Annotated in this window: 14 protein-coding genes; 4 read left to right on the top strand and 10 right to left on the bottom strand. The window is 70.0% G+C overall.

What is annotated here, in order from left to right:
• Positions 1-249: 249 nt before the first annotated feature.
• From AQJ64_RS29000 to thyX, 3 genes are all read right to left on the bottom strand, one after another.
• Positions 250-1,935 carry a ribonuclease J gene (locus AQJ64_RS29000; RefSeq protein ID WP_055632166.1) on the bottom strand — a complete coding sequence of 562 codons (1,686 nt, stop codon included), beginning with the start codon at positions 1,933-1,935 and terminating at the stop codon, positions 250-252.
• A 128-nt stretch (positions 1,936-2,063) separates the two neighbouring features.
• Positions 2,064-2,963 carry a 4-hydroxy-tetrahydrodipicolinate synthase gene (dapA, locus tag AQJ64_RS28995; protein WP_055632167.1) on the bottom strand — a complete coding sequence of 300 codons (900 nt, stop codon included), beginning with the start codon at positions 2,961-2,963 and terminating at the stop codon, positions 2,064-2,066.
• Between the two features lie 212 nt (positions 2,964-3,175).
• Positions 3,176-3,907 carry an FAD-dependent thymidylate synthase gene (thyX, locus tag AQJ64_RS28990; protein ID WP_055632168.1) on the bottom strand — a complete coding sequence of 244 codons (732 nt, stop codon included), beginning with the start codon at positions 3,905-3,907 and terminating at the stop codon, positions 3,176-3,178.
• 173 nt (positions 3,908-4,080) lie between these two features.
• On the opposite strand from thyX, the gene AQJ64_RS51160 reads away from it, so the two are divergent.
• Positions 4,081-4,284, top strand: a complete 204-nt coding sequence (locus AQJ64_RS51160; protein WP_099053881.1) for a hypothetical protein — start codon at positions 4,081-4,083, stop codon at positions 4,282-4,284.
• A gap of 51 nt (positions 4,285-4,335) precedes the next feature.
• Positions 4,336-4,890, top strand: a complete 555-nt coding sequence (locus AQJ64_RS28985) for a hypothetical protein (protein WP_055632169.1) — start codon at positions 4,336-4,338, stop codon at positions 4,888-4,890.
• Positions 4,891-4,979: 89 nt separating this feature from the next.
• On the opposite strand, the gene AQJ64_RS28980 is transcribed toward AQJ64_RS28985, so the two are convergent.
• From AQJ64_RS28980 to rpsO, 5 genes are all read right to left on the bottom strand, one after another.
• Positions 4,980-5,435 carry a tetratricopeptide repeat protein gene (locus AQJ64_RS28980; RefSeq protein WP_055632170.1) on the bottom strand — a complete coding sequence of 152 codons (456 nt, stop codon included), beginning with the start codon at positions 5,433-5,435 and terminating at the stop codon, positions 4,980-4,982.
• A gap of 30 nt (positions 5,436-5,465) precedes the next feature.
• Complete coding sequence (dapB, locus tag AQJ64_RS28975; protein WP_055632171.1) at positions 5,466-6,224, bottom strand: 4-hydroxy-tetrahydrodipicolinate reductase; 759 nt, start codon at positions 6,222-6,224, stop codon at positions 5,466-5,468.
• Positions 6,225-6,250: 26 nt separating this feature from the next.
• Complete coding sequence (locus AQJ64_RS28970; protein WP_055632172.1) at positions 6,251-7,630, bottom strand: M16 family metallopeptidase; 1,380 nt, start codon at positions 7,628-7,630, stop codon at positions 6,251-6,253.
• Positions 7,627-9,849, bottom strand: coding sequence for a polyribonucleotide nucleotidyltransferase (locus AQJ64_RS28965; RefSeq protein WP_055632173.1), 2,223 nt, complete (start codon positions 9,847-9,849; stop codon positions 7,627-7,629). Before AQJ64_RS28965 ends, AQJ64_RS28970 begins: the two co-directional genes overlap by 4 nt.
• Positions 9,850-10,206: 357 nt before the next feature.
• Positions 10,207-10,494, bottom strand: a complete 288-nt coding sequence (gene rpsO, locus AQJ64_RS28960; RefSeq protein ID WP_055632174.1) for a 30S ribosomal protein S15 — start codon at positions 10,492-10,494, stop codon at positions 10,207-10,209.
• Positions 10,495-10,803: 309 nt separating this feature from the next.
• On the opposite strand from rpsO, the gene AQJ64_RS28955 reads away from it, so the two are divergent.
• Positions 10,804-11,085, top strand: a complete 282-nt coding sequence (locus AQJ64_RS28955; protein WP_059203122.1) for a DUF397 domain-containing protein — start codon at positions 10,804-10,806, stop codon at positions 11,083-11,085.
• Between the two features lie 913 nt (positions 11,086-11,998).
• Here AQJ64_RS28955 and AQJ64_RS28950 read toward each other — a convergent pair.
• Together AQJ64_RS28950 and eccD are read right to left on the bottom strand one after the other, a co-directional pair.
• Positions 11,999-13,531, bottom strand: a complete 1,533-nt coding sequence (locus AQJ64_RS28950) for an outer membrane protein assembly factor BamB family protein (RefSeq protein ID WP_055635796.1) — start codon at positions 13,529-13,531, stop codon at positions 11,999-12,001.
• A gap of 79 nt (positions 13,532-13,610) precedes the next feature.
• Positions 13,611-15,080, bottom strand: a complete 1,470-nt coding sequence (gene eccD / locus AQJ64_RS28945) for a type VII secretion integral membrane protein EccD (protein WP_055635797.1) — start codon at positions 15,078-15,080, stop codon at positions 13,611-13,613.
• Positions 15,081-15,241: 161 nt separating this feature from the next.
• On the opposite strand from eccD, the gene eccCa reads away from it, so the two are divergent.
• On the top strand, positions 15,242-19,204 hold the full coding sequence (eccCa, locus tag AQJ64_RS28940) for a type VII secretion protein EccCa (RefSeq protein ID WP_055635795.1): 3,963 nt from the start codon (positions 15,242-15,244) through the stop codon (positions 19,202-19,204).
• The last annotated feature ends 48 nt before the right edge of the window (positions 19,205-19,252 follow it).

The following is a 19,252-nucleotide window of genomic DNA, read 5'->3' as shown; positions in this document are numbered from 1 at the left end:
CTGATTTCCTCGGTGCTTTCCAGGTTCCCGCTTTTGTTTCGCGGTTTCCTTTCCGGCGGTTCCGACTTTATCAGAAGTTCTGAGTCGGTTTTCCCGGCCCCTCCCGGTGGGCTGGTCCGGCGCGTGGCGCGGACCGCTTCCCGTTCAGGCGGAGCCGCAAACGTACTGGAGCGGGGCGCCCCGATGCAAATCGAGGCGCCCCGCTCCAGGATCACGCGGACGAGCAGTCGTCCACGGGTCGTGCGTCGCTCAGACCTCCACCACGACCGGGAGGATCATCGGCCTGCGGCGGTAGTTGTCGGAGACCCACTTGCCCAGGGTGCGGCGGATGAGTTGCTGCAGCTGGTGGGGTTCGACCACACCGTCCTGGGCCGAGCGCTCCAGGACCTCGGTGATCTTCGGGACGACGTCCCCGAAGACGGAGTCCTCGATGCCGGAGCCACGGGCCTGGATGTGCGGACCGCCGGTGATCTTGCCGGTGGAGGAGTCCACGACCACGAAGACCGAGATGATGCCCTCGTCACCGAGGATCTTCCGGTCCTTCAGCGCCGGCTCGCCGACATCGCCGACGGAGAGGCCGTCGACGTAGACGTACCCCGCCTGGACCTTGCCGGAGATCTTGGCCTTGCCTTCGACGAGGTCGACGGCGATGCCGTCCTCGGCGATGACGATGCGGTCGTGCGGGACACCCGTCAGGGCGCCCAGCTCGGCGTTGGCCCGCAGGTGGCGCCACTCGCCATGGACCGGCATCAGGTTCTTCGGGCGGCAGATGTTGTAGAAGTACAGCAGCTCGCCCGCCGAGGCGTGGCCGGAGACATGGACCTTGGCGTTGCCCTTGTGGACGACGTTCGCGCCCCAGCGGGTCAGGCCGTTGATCACGCGGTAGACCGCGTTCTCGTTGCCGGGGATCAGGGACGACGCCAGGATGACCGTGTCGCCGGGGACGATACGGATCTGGTGGTCGCGGTTGGCCATGCGGGACAGGGCGGCCATCGGTTCGCCCTGGGAGCCCGTGCAGACCAGGACCACCTCGTGGTCGGGGAGGTCGTCGAGCGTCTTGACGTCCACCACCAGGCCCGGCGGGACCTTCAGGTAGCCGAGGTCCCGGGCGATGCCCATGTTGCGGACCATCGAGCGGCCGACGAAGGCGACCCGGCGGCCGTACTCGTGGGCGGTGTCCAGGATCTGCTGGATGCGGTGGACGTGGCTGGCGAAGCTCGCCACGATGATCCGCTTGCGGGCGCCCGCGAAGACCGTGCGCAGGACGTTGGAGATGTCCCGCTCGGGCGGCACGAAGCCGGGGACCTCGGCGTTCGTCGAGTCGGAGAGGAGGAGGTCGATGCCCTCCTCGCTCAGCCGGGCGAACGCGTGCAGATCCGTGAGACGCCCGTCCAGCGGAAGCTGGTCCATCTTGAAGTCACCCGTGTGGACCACCATGCCGGCGGGGGTGCGGATCGCGACGGCGAGGGCGTCCGGGATGGAGTGGTTGACGGCGATGAACTCGCAGTCGAAGGGGCCGATGCGCTCGCGGTTCCCCTCCGCCACCTCGAGGGTGTACGGGCGGATCCGGTGCTCCTGGAGCTTGGCCTCGATCAGGGCGAGGGTCAGCTTGGAGCCGATCAGCGGGATGTCCGGCTTCTCGCGCAGGAGGTAGGGGACGGCCCCGATGTGGTCCTCGTGACCGTGCGTGAGGACGATGCCCTCGACCTCGTCCAGCCGGTCACGGATGGACGAGAAGTCGGGCAGGATCAGGTCGATTCCGGGCTGCTCCTCCTCGGGGAAGAGCACTCCGCAGTCGACGATCAGCAGACGGCCGCCGTACTCGAAGACTGTCATGTTGCGGCCGATCTCGCCGAGGCCGCCGAGCGGGGTGACCCGCAGGCCCCCCTTGGGAAGCGGCGGCGGCGGGCTCAGTTCCGGATGCGGATGACTCAAAAGACTCTCCTCAAACACGCGCGCCACGTACCGGTAGGGCACGTGGCGCGCGTGACGTTCGTGCAGAAGCAGTTGTCGTTGTGGTTGCAGGCACCGGTGTCCTGCCTATTCAGTTGTGAAGTCCGTTGTCAGAGCTGTACCCCGCCTGCGGCAAGATCGATCTTGAGCTGCTCGATCTCTTCCGGCGAGCATTCGACCATGGGAGAGCGCAGCGGGCCGGCGGGCAGGCCCTGGAGGGCGAGTGCGGCCTTGGTGGTCATGACGCCCTGGGTGCGGAACATGCCCGTGTAGACCGGGAGCAGCTTCTGGTGGATCTCGGTGGCCTTCTGGACATCACCGGCGACGAACGCGTCGACGAGGGCGCGCAGGTCGGGCGTGACCACATGGCCGACGACCGAGACGAAGCCGACCGCGCCCACGGAGAGCAGCGGGAGGTTGAGCATGTCGTCGCCGGAGTACCAGGCGAGGCCGGAGCGCGCGATGGCCCAGCTCGCACGGCCGAGGTCGCCCTTGGCGTCCTTGTTGGCGATGATCCGGGGGTGCTCGGCGAGCCGGACGAGTGTCTCGGTGCTGATCGGCACGCCGCTGCGGCCGGGGATGTCGTAGAGCATGACCGGCAGCTCGGTGGCGTCGGCCACGGCCGTGAAGTGCCGGTACAGGCCCTCCTGAGGGGGCTTGTTGTAGTACGGGGTGACGACCAGCAGGCCGTGTGCGCCGGTCTCCTCGGCGGCCTTGGCCAGTTCGACGCTGTGGTGGGTGTCGTTGGTGCCGACACCGGCGACGATGTGGGCCCGGTCGCCGACGGCCTCCAGGACGGCTCGTACGAGGTCCGATTTCTCCGCGTCGGTGGTGGTGGGGGACTCACCGGTGGTGCCGTTGATGATCAGGCCGTCGTTGCCTGCGTCCACCAGGTGGGTGGCGAGCCGCTGGGCGCCGTCGAGGTCGAGTGCGCCGTCCGCCGTGAAGGGCGTGACCATGGCGGTGAGGACCCGCCCGAAGGGGGTCTGCGGAGTGGAGGTCGGAGCCATGGGTAACACGCTACTCGTTGCTCCCCGTGTGGTCTGCCCTCGGGGGGTTACGAAAAGTCACGACAAATGCGGAGCCCGGTACTGCCTGCTCGGGGGTTCAAGCAGTACCGGGTCCGTTTGATCAGGCTAGATGAACTTCTCTAAATGCCGCAATACGGACACTTCGCGCGGATGACCCGTACATGTGTGCCGGGCAGGAGAACACGCCTTCGTTACGGCGCGACACGACCGTTGGCGTTGAAGGCCGCGTAGGTGAGGGGCATGAGCTTCGCCCACTCGGCCTCCATCTTCTCGCCCACCATCTCGATCTCCCGCTGCGGGAACGACGGCACCTTGGCGAGCTCGTGCTGGGTGCGCAGACCGAGGAAGTGCATCAGCGAGCGGGCGTTGCAGGTGGCGTACATGGAGGAGAAGAGCCCGACGGGCAGGACCGCGCGGGCCACCTCGCGCGCGACGCCCTCGGCGAGCAGCTTCTGGTAGGCCGTGTAGGCCTGCTGGTACGACTCGTCCAGCACGTCGCGCACCGTCGCGTGCTGGGCCGGGGTCCCCTCGACGAAGACGTACTTGCCGGGTCGGCCTTCCTGCACGAGCTTGCGGGACTCGCCGGGCACGTAGAAGACGGGCTCCAGCTCCCGGTAGCGGCCCGACTCCTCGTTGTACGACCAGCCGACGCGGTGCCGCATGAACTCGCGGAACACGAAGATCGGGGCGCTGATGAAGAAGGTCATCGAGTTGTGCTCGAAGGGGCTGCCGTGCCGGTCCCGCATCAGGTAGTTGATCAGGCCCTTGGAGCGCTCGGGGTCCTTCTGGAGCTCTTCCAGCGACTGCTCGCCGAGCGTCGAGACACGGGCGGCGAAGAGCACGTCGGAGTCCGAGGCGCTGGATTTCACCAGCTCGACGGTGACGTCACTGCGGAGGGACGGCTGGGGATCGGCGGGCGTCACGGAGGGTCCTTCCCATCACATCTGCGGTTCGCGCCCACTCTACGGGGCGCCCGGGACCGTACCCGGTCTGGTTGTTTTCCTCGTGTTTTCTGCAAGAAGGGCACCTTTTGCGCTCCTCGTGCGTCTGTACTGACGGAAACCATCCGTACGACGCTTCGAAGGACGCGGTAGCCCTGTTCAGCAGCAATGTCACTCCCCCACCCCGTGAGCGGGCCTCGCTCGGGCAGACGGCCGGGCGCTGGCTGCTGGGGCTCACGATCGTGGCCGCGCTCGTGGGGTCGGTGGTCGTCGGGAGACCGGCGCTGACCGTGGACCACTCCTCTCCGACACAGCAGTCACAGCCGTCACAGCAGCCGCAGGCCTCCCAGGGGCACTGACGCGATAGCCTCACCGGGCACAGCCCACGCACGAACGAGTGAGGACCAGTCGTGCCCCTGCCCTTCCTGACGGCCGACCGCCCGTTCGAGACAGCGGACGATGTCGCGCTGCCCTTCGAGGACCGTGAGCGCTGGCGGCGCCCCTACCGACCCGGCCCCTGGCGCGTCGCTGCCGCCGCGCTGGCGCTGCTCCTCGCCTCGTACGTGCTGCTCGCGGCAGTCGCCATCGCACTGACCGGGAAGGTCTCCGACGCCGGCGTGGTCCTCGGGATCTCGCTGCTGGTGATCGCCGCCGCGCTGCGGCTGCTGCGCGTGGGCGTGTGGGTGAGCGCGCGCGGGCTGCGGCAGGTGCGGTTCCTGCTCACGCGGACGGTGCCGTGGGACCGGGTCGCGGTCGTACGGACGGTGCAGCAGCCGGTGCGCTGGCTGGGCCTGCCGCGCACCGTCCAGGGGCAGGCGCTGCTCCTCGTACGACGGGACCGGCCGGCGGAGGAGACGGCGATGCTGCTGACCACGCACGGGGCGGACTTCCTGGGGCGCTCCGAGGCCTTCGACCGGGCCTCCGACCTCGTCGAGGCGTGGGCGTCGGAGAACGGGCGCGGCTGACCGCACGGCACGACATCGACCCGGCATGCCGAAGGGGCCGGTCCGCACGTGACGCGGGCCGGCCCCGTCGCTGTACGGCGGCTGTGCGGTCAGGCCGGTTCGGCGCTCCTGCCGTCGTGGAGGCTGATCGCGCGTTGCATCGCCTTGCGGGCGCGCGGGGTGTCGCGGGCGTCGTGGTAGGCCACGGCCAGCCGGAACCAGGTGCGCCAGTCGTCGGGGGCCGCCTCGGTCTCGGCCTTGCGCCGGGCGAAGACCTCGTCGGCCGAGTCGCGGTCGATCCGGCCGCCCGGGGTGCGCCTGAGCTCGTCGACGGGGAGGCCGCCCTCGGCGTCGAGCGCGGCGGCGAGGGCGTTGGCCCGGCGGACGAACTGGGTGTTCTTCCACAGGAACCAGACGCCGATGACCGGCAGGATCAGCACCGCGATCCCGAAGGTGACGGTGATGACCGTGCCGGACTGGATGAGCATGACGCCGCGGCTGCCGACCAGGACGAAGTAGAAGACCAGGACGGCGGCCGTGACCGCGTAGGAGAGCTTGGCGCGCATGTCGGAAGGGATCTCTGGTTCAGGTCTGGTTCAGGTCTGGTTCAGGTCCAGGAAGTGCTCCAGGCCGAAGGTGAGGCCCGGAGTCGTCACCACCCGGCGGACGCCCAGCAGGATGCCCGGCATGAAGCTGCTGTGGTGGAGGGAGTCGTGGCGGACGGTCAGGGTCTCGCCCTCACCGCCCAGCAGGACCTCCTGGTGGGCCAGCAGGCCCCTCAGACGGACGGCGTGCACGGGGACGCCGTCCACGTCCGCGCCGCGCGCGCCGTCCAGGCCCGTCGCCGTGGCGTCCGGGGCCGGGGCGGTGCCGGCCGCCCGGCGGGCCTCGGCGATGAGCTGGGCGGTGCGGGTGGCGGTGCCGGAGGGGGCGTCCACCTTGTTGGGGTGGTGCAGCTCGACGACCTCGACGGACTCGAAGTACGGCGCCGCGATCTGCGCGAACTTCATGGTGAGGACCGCGCCGATGGAGAAGTTCGGCGCGATGAGCACACCGGTCTCCGGAGCGGCGGCCAGCCAGCCGTTCAGCTGCGCGAGGCGCTCCTCGGTCCAGCCCGTCGTCCCGACGACGGCGTGGATGCCGTGGCCGACGCAGTACTCGAGGTTCTCCATCACGGAGGCGGGCGTGGTGAGTTCCACGGCGACCTGGGCGCCGGTCTCGGCCAGCGTCTCCAGCTTGTCGCCGCGGCCCAGCGCGGCCACCAGCTCCATGTCCTCGGCGGCTTCGACGGCCCGTACCGCCTCGGAACCGATCCGGCCCCTGGCTCCGAGGACCGCCACACGCAGCTTGCTCATCTGTTGTGCTTCCTTACGGGAGTGGATTAGGCGACCGCGTCGTGCAGCCGGGCGGCCTGCTTGTCCTTGAGCGGGCCGATGACCGACAGCGACGGGCGCTGTCCCAGGATGTCGCGGGCGACCGCGCGGACCTCGTCCGGGGTCACGGCCGCTATCCGGGTCAGCATGTCGTCGACGGACATCTGCTCGCCCCAGCACAGCTCGCTCTTGCCGATGCGGTTCATGAGCGCACCGGTGTCCTCCAGGCCGAGCACCGTGGAGCCCCTGAGCTGGCCGATGGCACGCCCGATCTCGTCGTCGGACAGGCCGTTATCGGCGACGTGGTCGAGCTCGTCGCGGCAGATCTTGAGCACGTCGTGGACCTGCGAGGGGCGGCAGCCGGCGTAGACGCCGAAGAGGCCGCAGTCGGCGAAGCCTGAGGTGTACGAGTACACGCTGTAGGCCAGGCCGCGCTTCTCGCGGACCTCCTGGAAGAGCCTTGAGGACATGCCGCCGCCGAGGGCGGTGTTGAGGACGCCGAGCGCCCAGCGGCGGTCGTCGGTGCGGGCGAGGCCGGGCATGCCGAGGACGACATGGGCCTGCTCGGTCTTGCGGCCGAGGAGTTCGACGCGGCCCGAGGTGCGGATGGTGCGCCGGCCGTCGCGCGGGGCGATGGGGGCGGCGTCCTGGTTCCCGAGGGCGCCCGCCTTCTCGAAGGCCGCGCGGACCTGTCGTACGACCTTCTGGTGGTCGATGTTGCCGGCGGCGGCCACGACCAGGTGCGTCGGGTCGTAGTGCTTCTTGTAGAAGCGGCGGATGCGGTCGGCGGTGAGGGCGTTGACCGTGTCGACGGTGCCGAGGACCGGGCGGCCGAGGGCGTTGTCGCCGAACATGGTGTGCGCGAACAGGTCGTGCACACAGTCGCCGGGGTCGTCCTCGGTCATGGCGATCTCTTCGAGGATCGCGCCGCGTTCGACGTTGACGTCGTCCTCGAGGATGAGCGAGCCGGTCAGCATGTCGCAGACGACGTCGATGGCGAGCGGCAGGTCGGTGTCGAGCACGCGCGCGTAGTAGCACGTGTACTCCTTGGCGGTAAACGCGTTCATCTCGCCGCCGACCGCGTCGATCGCGGAGGAGATGTCCAGCGCCGACCTGCGGGTGGTGCCCTTGAAGAGCAGGTGTTCCAGGTAGTGCGTGGCGCCGTTCAGCGCGGGGGTCTCGTCGCGGGAGCCGACATGGGCCCAGATGCCGAAGGTCGCGGAGCGGACCGAGGGGAGGGTTTCGGTGACGATGCGCAGGCCGCCCGGGAGGGTGGTCTTGCGGACCGTGCCGATGCCGTTCTCGCCCTTGATCAGGGTTTGGGTACGGGCGACGGCCCGCGCCTCCGAGGAGGTGCGGGCCGTCGTCCTGGAGCTACTCGACGTCACTTGTCGGAGTCGTCCTTCTTGTCTTCGGCGGACTCGTCCTCGCCCTCGATCACGGGGATGAGGGAGAGCTTGCCGCGGGAGTCGATCTCGGCGATCTCGACCTGGACCTTCTGGCCCACACCGACGACGTCCTCGACGTTCTCCACGCGCTTGCCGCCGGCCAGCTTGCGGATCTGCGAGATGTGCAGCAGGCCGTCCTTGCCGGGGAGCAGGGAGACGAACGCACCGAAGGTGGTGGTCTTGACGACCGTACCCAGGTAGCGCTCGCCGACCTCCGGCATGGTCGGGTTGGCGATGCCGTTGATCGTGGCGCGGGCGGCCTCGGCGGCCGGGCCGTCGGCGGCACCGATGTAGATGGTGCCGTCGTCCTCGATCGTGATCTCGGCGCCGGTGTCCTCCTGGATCTGGTTGATCATCTTGCCCTTCGGGCCGATGACCTCGCCGATCTTGTCGACCGGGATCTTCACGGTGATGATCCGCGGCGCGTTGGGGGACATCTCGTCCGGCGTGTCGATCGCTTCCATCATCACGTCGAGGATGTGGAGGCGGGCGTCACGGGCCTGCTTGAGGGCGGCGGCCAGGACGGAGGCCGGGATGCCGTCCAGCTTGGTGTCGAGCTGGAGGGCGGTGACGAACTCCTTGGTGCCGGCGACCTTGAAGTCCATGTCGCCGAAGGCGTCCTCCGCACCGAGGATGTCGGTGAGGGCGACGTAGTGCGTCTCGCCGTTGATCTCCTGGGAGATCAGACCCATGGCGATACCGGCGACCGGGGCCTTGAGGGGCACACCGGCGTTCAGCAGCGACATGGTGGAGGCGCAGACCGAGCCCATGGACGTCGAGCCGTTGGAGCCGAGGGCCTCGGACACCTGACGGATCGCGTAGGGGAACTCCTCGCGGGTCGGCAGGACCGGCACGATGGCGCGCTCGGCGAGGGCGCCGTGGCCGATCTCGCGGCGCTTCGGGGAGCCGACGCGGCCGGTCTCGCCGACGGAGTACGGCGGGAAGTTGTAGTTGTGCATGTAGCGCTTGCGGGTCACCGGGGAGAGGGTGTCCAGCTGCTGCTCCATCCGGAGCATGTTGAGGGTGGTGACGCCCAGGATCTGGGTCTCGCCACGCTCGAACAGCGCGGAGCCGTGCACCCGCGGGATCGCCTCGACCTCGGCGGCGAGCGTACGGATGTCCGTGACGCCGCGGCCGTCGATGCGCTTCTTCTCCTTGATGACGCGCTCACGGACCAGGGCCTTGGTCAGCGAGCGGTACGCGGCGGAGATCTCCTTCTCGCGGCCCTCGAACTCCGGGAGCAGCTTCTCGGCGGCCAGACCCTTGACGCGGTCCAGCTCGGCCTCGCGCTCCTGCTTGCCCGCGATGGTCAGCGCGGAGGCCAGCTCCGGCTTGACGGCGGCGGTCAGCGCCTCCAGGACGTCGTCCTGGTAGTCGAGGAAGATCGGGAACTCGCCGGTCGGCTTGGCGGCCTTCGACGCGAGGTCGGCCTGGGCCTTGCACAGCACCTTGATGAAGGGCTTCGCGGCGTCCAGACCGGCCGCGACGACCTCCTCGGTGGGGGCCTCGGCGCCGCCCTTGACCAGCTGGATCGTCTTCTCGGTGGCCTCGGCCTCGACCATCATGATCGCGACGTCGCCGTCCTCCAGGACGCGGCCGGCGACGACCATGTCGAAGACGGCGTCCTCGAGCTCGGTGTGCGTCGGGAACGCGACCCACTGGCCGTTGATCAGCGCGACGCGGACGCCGCCGACCGGGCCGGAGAAGGGCAGACCGGCCAGCTGCGTGGACGCGGAGGCGGCGTTGATCGCCACGACGTCGTACAGGTGGTCGGGGTTGAGCGCCATGATCGTGGCGACGACCTGGATCTCGTTGCGCAGGCCCTTCTTGAAGGACGGGCGCAGCGGGCGGTCGATCAGGCGGCAGGTGAGGATGGCGTCCTCGGAGGGGCGGCCCTCACGGCGGAAGAAGCTGCCGGGGATCTTGCCGGCGGCGTACATCCGCTCCTCGACGTCCACCGTCAGGGGGAAGAAGTCGAGCTGGTCCTTGGGGTTCTTGGAGGCGGTGGTGGCCGACAGCACCATGGTGTCGTCGTCCAGGTAGGCCACGGCCGAGCCGGCGGCCTGGCGGGCCAGGCGGCCCGTCTCGAAGCGGATGGTGCGGGTGCCGAAGGCGCCGTTGTCGATGACGGCCTCGGCGTAGTGGGTCTCGTTCTCCACTAGCGTTTTCTCCGTTACTTGTCGTCTTTTCGTCCCGTGCTGCCCGTGTGGCGGAGGGACGGTGGCGGAGATGCGCGCCGTGCGGTGCGGGCCGGTCTTCGATCGAAGCCCCCGGGCTCGCTTCCCCCGGGGGCCACTACCGAGGACCGGCGGCGGCTAGGTGCGCTTCTCCTCGTTCGGTGTGTGATGCGTCGGGTGTGACGCGTTGGGTGTGACGCGTTGGGTGTCATCACCCTGTGTCGTGCGTCATGCGTTGTGCTACCACACTACAAAGGGGCGGTCACACTCCGCACGTTTCCGTACGTACAGCAAAAGGGAGCGGCCCCCAAGAACGGGAACCGCTCCCTCCATGGCGTCTTACTTGGCGCCGGCCGCACCGCGGCGGATGCCGAGGCGGTCGACCAGCGCACGGAAGCGCTGGATGTCCTTCTTGGCCAGGTACTGCAGCAGGCGACGACGCTGGCCGACCAGGATCAGCAGACCCCGGCGGGAGTGGTGGTCGTGCTTGTGGGTCTTGAGGTGCTCGGTCAGGTCGGAGATCCGACGCGAGAGCATGGCGACCTGGACCTCGGGGGAGCCGGTGTCGCCCTCCTTCTGGCCGAACTCGGCGATGATCTGCTTCTTCGTAGCGGCGTCGAGCGACACGCGTACTCCTCATGGTCTGTGTGTGGCCACCGAGTGCCCCCGGTCTGCTTCTCGGGGTGGCTTCCGTAACTCGGGAGGCGGAGATCCGCTGGGCGCGGCCTCCAGTGCCTCGATACGGAGGGCTCCGGGGGCGCGTACACAAACGGCCGACAGCCAGGGTACCAGGAGGTGGCGGGCACCTTCGCCCGGGTATCCGAACCACCTCGGCGACGGGCAGGGGGCCACTAGGGTGACGCTCGGATCGTAGACAGGTGATCGTAGACGGAGCGAAGCCGGGAAGCCGGCACGTGGGGAAGGGGACGCTGCGCCATGGCGGAGACGGAAGCGGAGATGAAGGCGCGCAAGGAGCGCGAGCGGGACGAGCTGTACGCGCTCGACATCTCCGGCGTCGAGTGGAAGTGCGCGCCGGGCACCGAGGAGCACGAGGAACGCGTCGAGATCGCGGACCTGCCCGGCGGCGCGGTGGCGATGCGGTCCTCACTGGATCCGGACACGGTGCTGCGCTACACGGAGGGGGAATGGCGGGCGTTCGTGCTGGGGGCACGGGACGGGGAGTTCGATCTGGAGCGGGGGGAGCGGGCGGGGGGGTAGGGCAGGAGCGCTGGGGTGGGGTGGCGCTGGGCCGGGCGGGTGGTGCCGGGCGGAGTGGAGTGGAGGCTGGGACGGGGCGCGGGGCCGAGGCGTGGTGGGGGCGGAGCGTGGTGGGGGCCGAGGCGTGGTGGGGGCGGGGCCGGGCGTGCGGGCGCGGGCGGAGCCGGGCAGGGCCAGGAGTCGGGGGTGGGAGGCGACGGAATGGGACCAGGTCCTGGGAGGCGGGAAAATGGGACCAGGTCCTGGGAGGCGGGAAACGAGGGCAGGGGCCCGGTCCCGAGGGTGGTGAGGCCATGGCCCGGGGGGTGCTGAGGCCAAGGCCCGGGGTGGTGGGGCCGGGGCCCGGGGGCACGGGGTGGTGGGGCCGGGGCCCGGGGCGGTGGAGCCGGGCCCCAGGCGGTGGAGCCGGGCCCCAGGCGGTGGAGCCGGGCCCCAGGCGGTGGAGCCGGGCCCCAGGCGGTGGAGCCGGGCCCCAGGGGCACGGGGTGGCGGAGGCAAGGAGCCGAGGGCGAAGCCGACGGAATGGGACCGTGCGCTGGGAGACGGGGGCGGAAGCCGACCGCGAGGGACTCGGGGCGGGAGCTCCCGGCTCCCGGCTCCCACGCCCGTATCCGCGGCGGCGAGCGGGATGCCGTAGAGGCGCCCGATCCGGCCGGCCGTCCAGTCGAGGACCGGGCGCAGCAGCGACACCAGACCTCCGGGCAGGCACAGTGCCACGACGAGGACGCCGGTCGTGGTGGCGGTGCTCGCCAGGCCGGAGGACGGCAGAAGCAGGGGGTCCTGCCTCCTTGCCGTCGATTTCCGCCCCGGCTCCCGCTCCTGGGGCCAGGCGCCCGGTGGCGGTGGGGTGGCGGTCGGTGGGGGGGGTGGTTGCCGTTCGTTCGTGGTTGGGATGTCTTCCGGCCGTGCCTGTTCAGGAGTTCTTCAGCGTGCTGCTCCCGATGCCGAGCACCGCGTAGACCCAGCGCGGCTGGCCCTTGGCGGGGCCGGTGACGGACTTGGCGCCGAAGTAGAGGCGGCCGTCCTCGACGAGGACGTCGGTGAAGTCGATCGAGGTGAAGTTCTCCGCCTCGGGCGGCAGGCCGAAGGAGAAGAAGGGCTTCTCCTCGCCCGTCCTCGGGTCGAGCGCGACGAGCGCGTTGGGTGAGATGCGGTCCTGGCTCTCCCGCAGGGCGAGCAGCCGGTCGCCGCTCACCTCGACGGGGATCAGCAGGGAGTCGGGGCCGGACTCGAACTTCTGGGTGGTGTTCCCGGTGGCCAGGTCGAAGCCGATGACCCAGTTGGTGGTGTGCTTCGCGAGGTCGTCCTTGCTGCGCAGGAAGACCTGGCCGGCGCCGACCGCGACGGTCGGGCAGTAGTCCAGGACGGTGTAGTCGTCCTGGAGCGCGCATTCGCCGACGTAGGTGCCGTTCCGGAGACGGATCGTGGCGCGGTTCTTGCCGTGGTCGTCGAGGGAGAGCAGTTCGGTGATGCCGGTGTCGCCGGCCGAGACGGCGAGGACGGTGGGGTCGGTGGAGGGGACATCGACCGCGCGGATGCCCTTGGCGGCGGAGTACGTCCACCGGGTGCGGCCGGTCTGCGGGTCCACCTTGCGGATCTTGTAGGTGAGGAGGTCCCAGCTGTCGACCGGAAGGTTCTTGTCGCCGCTCCAGCACCGCTGGCGGACGAGCAGCGCGCCCCCGCCGGCGGCACCGTCGTCGTGGCAGGTGCCGGTCGCCTTCGTGCTCCACCGCTGCTTGCCGTGGTCCATGTCGTAGGCGAGCGTGCCGCCGCCCCAGGTGACGGCCACCGTGTCGTGGGTGAGGGTCACGCTCGGGGTGTCCTGGAGGGCGTCGGTCGTCGGCTTCTCCGCGCCGGCGCCGATGCCGTGGACGGGGAACTCGTGCGACCAGACCTGCTTGCCGTCGTCGAGGTCGAAGAAGACCACGTGGTCGCAGAGGGCGTGCTCCTCGTCCTTGCCGGCGTAGAGCACGGCGGTGCGGTTGTCGCCGGTGACATGGCGGGTGTAGCCGCAGATCGGGCCGTCGAGGGGGAGCTTCCACTTCTCGTCGCCGGGGGCGGCGTCGGTGCCCAGGGCGAAACCGACCAGGGTCTTGTTGATGCCCTTGGCGAGGATCTTGTCGGTGGCCCACATACCGGGCAGCTGGTAGGACTCGCCGGGGCTCAGGTCGTCCACGGAGAAACGGAAGGCCATGGCGCCGACCGTGCTCGCGGGTTGTTTCTCGACGGTCTCGCGGATGTCCAGGGGGCCTTGGGCGGGAGCGGGTTCCTTCGCCCTCGTACCGGTGTCGTCACCGCCCCAAAGAAGCAAGCCGCCGGTTCCGAGCGCGGCGAGGAGCACGAGTGCGAGCAGGCCCAGCAGCCAGGTTTTGCGGCGGTTGCGCTCGCGGGTCTCCGCCGCGAGGGCGGACTGGGTGTACATGGAGGGAGGCGGGCCGAAGCTCACGCGGGGTCCTTTGACTGGGTTCTCGGGCCGACGACCGGTTCCCGGGGGCTGCGGCCGGCCCGGCAGGGCTCGCGGCGGTCTAACCGGCGAGGGATCGCGCGGCGGTCAGCGCGCCGACTGTGGCGAGGCAGAGCGGGACGAGGCTGAGCAGGACGGTCCCCTCCGCGAGGTCGAGGAAGCGGCCCCAGAACGGCGACAGACCCTTCTTCGGGACGATCAGCCCGACCGAAGTGATCAGTGCGGCCCCGGCGGCGATCGCCGCCGTGAGCCACGCGGTGCGCAGGTCGAGCGCGCCGCTGTCGCCGTGCAGGACGAACTCCGTCACCGCGTCGGCGGGAGGCTTGAGCGCAAGGCCGAGCAGCAACAGCGCGACAGCGGCGATACCGGCACCGAGGACGCACACGACCTGCGAGGTGTAGCGGAAGAGACGGGCGCGGATGAGCATGGCCAGGCCCGTGGTCAGAGCCAGCAGCCGGCCCCAGACGTTGTCCGAGAAGCCGAGTACGGCGGCCGCGCCGACGACGACCGCGGCCGTACCGCCCACCAGACCCAGCAACATCTCGTGGCCGCGCCTGGCCTGGGCGGCGACGCGCTCGGCGTCCAGCGCCTCGGTGTCCGCCGGCTGAGCCGTGTCGGGGTCGAAGTCGTCCTGGGTGGCGGAGCGAGGCGACGCGTACCCGATGGGCAGGCGGGCGAACCGTGCGGAGAGTCCCGGCAGGAAGGCGACGAGGCCGATCGACACCGGCGCGCACACGGCCGCGGCGGAGGTCGCCGACGTCTCGGTCACGATCATCACGAACGTGGCCAGAGCACCCACCGCCGACAGGAAGGTCGTCGCCACGAAGGGAGCGTCCCCGCTGGGCGTGAGCGCGACCAGAACGACCGAGGTGACCAGGACGGTCACGCAACCGAGCAGGAACTGGAGCCGTCCCGGCCCCTGGCCCTGGTCGGGCGACACGATCCCGGAGCCGGCGAGCAGGAGCAGCGGCAGCGCGCCGAGCCCCAGGGCGACGGCCGAGCCGCGGTCGTCGTAGACACGGGCGCGTACGCTCGCGAAGGCGGCCAGCAGCACTCCGAAGCCGCCCGCGATGACTCCGGCGAGTCCGCTCATGTCATGGTGCACGGGGTCGGCGTACCAGAGGACGAACCCCAGCATGAGCAGGAGCAGCGACCCCCCGGTGAGGCCGGCGGTGCGCAGCAGGTCGTCGCTCCACAGGTGGCGGTCACGGGCCACGGCGGAGGCGACCGCGTCCGACACGTCGTCATAGACCGCCGGAGGCAGGGATTCCGCGAACGGGCGCAGGGCGAGCACGTCACCGTCGAGGATCCGCTCGTCCGCGAGGGTCCGGGCGCCGTCCAGAACGCGACCGTCGCGGCGCACCAGGTGGTAGCCGGTCGGGGCCCCGACCGGCTGGGTCTGCCCGGTGAGCCGCAGGATCTCCGGATAGACGTCGGCGACGGGGATGTCCACCGGAAGCGCCACGTCGATACGGCTGTCCGGCGCCACGACAGTGACTCGGCAGAACCCTGTCGCCGCGGTCGTACTCACCTTCACTGACCCCCTGCTTCGCGGATGCGTACGCTGCGGGCGTCACCCTACCGGCCGTGATGTCAGAGCTGACAAGTAGCATCGGGCCACAGCGGACGGCGGCCGTCACCACGGGGGTGCCGGTGGGCAACGAGTCGTCCGTACAGGGGGATTGAGCTCCGGTGAGCCAGATCGTCGTCAAGCGCCCGCCGCGTACCCTGCCGCCCGAAGTGCCCGTGGACGAGCTGCATCTGGAGACTCCTCCCGAACTACCGCGAGGGCAGCAGGAGGGCGTGCTCATGCAGGTCCTGCCGACGCTCGGCATGGGCTCGTCCGTCGTGTTCTACTTCGCGTCGCCGAACGCCCACCCGTTCATGCGGATCATGGGGGTGCTGATGCTGGTCTCGACCGCGGCGATGGTCGTCTCGCAGATTGTCCGCTATCGCCGAGGTACGCAGGGGCAAATGGCCGATGTCCGCCGCGACTACCTCCGCTATCTCGCGCAGACACGCCGTACGGTCCGCAGGACCGCGCTCAAGCAGCGTGACGCCCAGCTGTACCTGCACCCGTCGCCGGAACAGCTGTGGGCGCTGGTGGCCGAGGGCGGCCGGGTATGGGAACGCCGTGTCGGGGACGGCGACTTCGGACAGGTCCGGATCGGTCTGGGGCCGCAGCAGCTGGCCACCCCGCTGATCGCGCCGCACACCGCGCCGGTCGACGAGTTGGAGCCGCTCTCCGCCGGCGCCATGCAGCGCTTCCTGGCTGTGCACGGCCAACTCGACAGTCTGCCTGTGGCGTTGTCGCTGCGCGCCTTCTATCACATGACTCTTTCGGGTGAGGCCGGCTGCACGCAGTCGACGGCTCGCGCCCTGGTGGCCCAGGCGGCCTCCCTGCACTCCCCCGACGATCTGGTGATCGCCGTCGTGGCCTCACCCGGCGCTGTGGCGCGTTGGGACTGGACCAAGTGGCTTCCGCACTGTCAGGTACCGGGCCAGTTCGACGGCTCCGGCACCCGTCGGCTCTTCGGTGACGACCTCGGTGAGCTGGAACAGCTGCTGACGTCCCGGCTCGACGGTCGCCCCCGGTTCAGCCGAGACGGTCGGCCCGTCCTGGACCAGCCCCATGTGCTCGTGGTCCTGGACGGCGGCATCGTGCCTCCGACCTCGGCCTTCGCGACTTCCGAGGGGCTGCAGGGCGTGACGATCGTCGAGATCGTCCCCGGTGACCTCGACCAACCGCGCGGGGACCTCTCCATCGTCGTACGGCCCGAGCGGCTCTGGCTGGACTCCGGAAGCGGAACGATCTACGAAGGCGAGCCCGACGCGCTGTCGGTGCCCGCTGCCGAAGCGCTGGCCCGGCAGTTGGCGCCCCTGCGCATGGGCAGCGGTGGGGACGACGACGAACCGCTCCTGGCCAACCTCGACTTCACCGACCTGCTGGGCCTGGGCGACGCCGCGTCCGTCGACGTCGCGCGTACCTGGCGGCCGCGCTCGACCCCGGAGCGGTTGCGGGTGCCGATCGGTGTCGGCGAGGACGGCCAGCCCGTGATGCTGGATCTGAAGGAGGCCGCGCAGGACGGCATGGGTCCGCACGGCCTGTGCGTGGGTGCCACCGGTTCCGGTAAGTCGGAGCTGCTGCGCACACTGGTGCTGGGTCTGGCGGTCACGCACTCCTCCGAGACGCTGAACTTCGTCCTCGCGGACTTCAAGGGCGGCGCGACCTTCGCCGGAATGTCGCAGATGCCGCACGTCGCGGCCGTCATCACCAACCTCTCCGACGATCTGACGCTCGTCGATCGCATGGGTGACGCGATCCGTGGCGAACTGCAGCGGCGGCAGGAGCTGCTGCGGGCGGCCGGCAACTACGCCAACATCCACGACTACGAGAAGGCGCGGGCCGCCGGCGCGCCGCTGGAGGCTCTGGCCTCGCTCGTCCTCGTGATCGACGAGTTCAGCGAACTCCTCACGGCGAAGCCGGACTTCATCGACATGTTCATCCAGATCGGCCGCATCGGCCGCTCGCTGGGTGTCCACCTGCTGCTGGCCTCCCAGCGCCTGGAGGAAGGGCGGCTGCGGGGCCTGGACACCTATCTGTCGTACCGGATCGGTCTGCGGACGTTCTCGGCCGCCGAGTCGCGGGCGGCCCTCGGCGTACCGGACGCGTATCACCTGCCGTCCGTGCCGGGCTCGGGGTATCTGAAGTTCGGTACGGACGAAATGGTCCGCTTCAAGGCGGCCTATGTGTCGGGGGCGTACCGGCCGGGCGCCCCCGAAACCACCCAGGGAAGGATGCCGATCGAGCGCCGTCCGGCGCTGTTCACGGCGACGCCGGTGCCCATGGTCCACGTGGAGCCCGATCCGGCCCAGGCCCAGGCAGCCGCGCGCAGGGACGACGACGCCCTCGCGGACACCGTGCTCGATGTCGTCGTCCAGCGCCTGGAGGGCCAGGGTGTGCCGGCCCACCAGGTCTGGCTGCCCCCTCTGGACCAGGCGCCCACCCTGGACCAGCTGTTGCCGTCGCTGACGGTCTCGGCGCAACGCGGTCTCCATGCGGCGGAGTTCACGCGTCTGGGCGGACTGACGGTCCCGCTCGGCCTCGTCGACAAGCCCTTCGAGCAGAAGCGCGAGCTGCTGTACGCGGACTTCTCGGGCGCGGCCGGCCACATGCTGATCGTCGGCGGACCGCAGTCCGGCAAGTCGACGCTGCTGCGCACGCTCGTCGCGTCCTTCGCCCTCACCCACACCCCTCACGAAGTGCAGCTCTACTGCCTGGACTTCGGCGGTGGCGGGTTGGCCGCGATCGCGGACCTGCCCCATGTCGGCGGAGTGGCCTCACGGCTGGATCCGGAGCGTGTGCGGCGCACGGTCGCGGAGGTGGCGGGCATCCTCAACCGCCGCGAGCAGTTCTTCCGCGCGAACGGCGTCGATTCCATGGGTAGCTATCGGCGGCGCCGCGCGGCGGGTGAGTTCGCCGGCGAAGCCTGGGGGGACGTCTTCCTCGTCATCGACGGCTGGGGAAGCTTCAAGAACGACTACGAGGGCCTGGACGGCGTCGTGACCGACCTCGCGGCCCGTGGCCTCGGTTACGGCGTCCATGTGGTGCTCTCCGCGTCGCGGTACATGGAGGTGCGGGCGGTCCTGAAGGACCAGGTTCTCGGCCGGCTCGAGCTGCGCCTCGGCGACGCGATGGACTCGGAGTTCGACCGCAAGGTCGCGCAGAGCGTACCGAGGGGAGTGCCCGGCCGTGGCCAGGTGCCCGAGAAGTTGCACTTCATGACGGCGATGCCGCGTATCGACTCGTCGGCGGCGAACGAGGACCTCACGGACGCCACGGCACAGCTCGTGCAGGCCGTGAAGGGGAACTGGCACGGGCCGGCGGCCCCCACCGTACGTCTCCTGCCGCGCAAGCTGGCTGCCGACCAGCTGCCCAAGGGCTTCGAGTTCCCGCAGCACGGCATCGCGATCGGTATCGACGAGGCGAACCTGGAGCCGGTCTTCATCGACCTCGACGCCGATCCGTTCTTCCTGGTCTTCGGTGAGAGCGAGTCGGGCAAGACGAACCTGTTGCGTCTGATCGCGAAGCAGATCGCCGCGCGCTACACACCCGCGGAGGCACGGATCGTGGTGGGCGACTACCGGCGCACCATGCTGGAGACCGTGTCGGAGGAACACCTCCTGGAGTACGCGCCGATGGCGTCGGCGATGCAGGTCCACATGGACGCCATCCGGCAGTTCATGGAGATGCGCACTCCCAAGCCGGACATCACGCCGCAGCAGCTTCGCGACCGCAGCTGGTGGAGCGGCCCGCAGCTGTTCGTCATCATCGACGACTACGAACTGGTCGCCACCCACTCGGGCAATCCGCTGTCGCAGCTGGTGGACCATCTGCCGTTCGCACGGGACGTCGGGGTCAAGTTCATCGTCGCGCGCAGCGCGGCCGGTGCCTCGCGTGCCATGTACGAGTCCTTCATGCAGCGGGTCAAGGAACTCGGGGCGCAGGGCGTGGTGCTGTCCGGCGATCCCGGCGAGGGCGACATCCTCGGCAATGTCCGGGGCAGGCCGATGCCCGCGGGCCGCGGCGTGTTCGTGTCGCGCAAGCGCGGTACATCTCTTATCCAGGTGGGCTTGCTTCCGCAACGCCACTAAAGTGATTGCTCGAGCCTGGTCCGATCCCGACCGAACGGGCTCATCTTG

Origin of the sequence: Streptomyces griseoruber, from assembly GCF_001514205.1 — a bacterium.
Lineage (GTDB): Bacteria > Actinomycetota > Actinomycetes > Streptomycetales > Streptomycetaceae > Streptomyces > Streptomyces griseoruber.
Note: the sequence above shows the minus strand (reverse complement) of the source record. Positions and strands in the feature narration are given on the sequence as shown.

What these genes read in the sequence shown, in the direction of transcription:
- AQJ64_RS28980 (WP_055632170.1), bottom strand. Translation starts at nt 5,435, where the DNA reads ATGCGCGCCAAGCTCTCCTACGCGGTCACGGCCGCCGTCCTGGTCTTC.
- dapB (WP_055632171.1), bottom strand. Translation starts at nt 6,224, where the DNA reads ATGAGCAAGCTGCGTGTGGCGGTCCTCGGAGCCAGGGGCCGGATCGGT.
- dapA (WP_055632167.1), bottom strand. Translation starts at nt 2,963, where the DNA reads ATGGCTCCGACCTCCACTCCGCAGACCCCCTTCGGGCGGGTCCTCACC.
- AQJ64_RS28955 (WP_059203122.1), top strand. Translation starts at nt 10,804, where the DNA reads ATGGCGGAGACGGAAGCGGAGATGAAGGCGCGCAAGGAGCGCGAGCGG.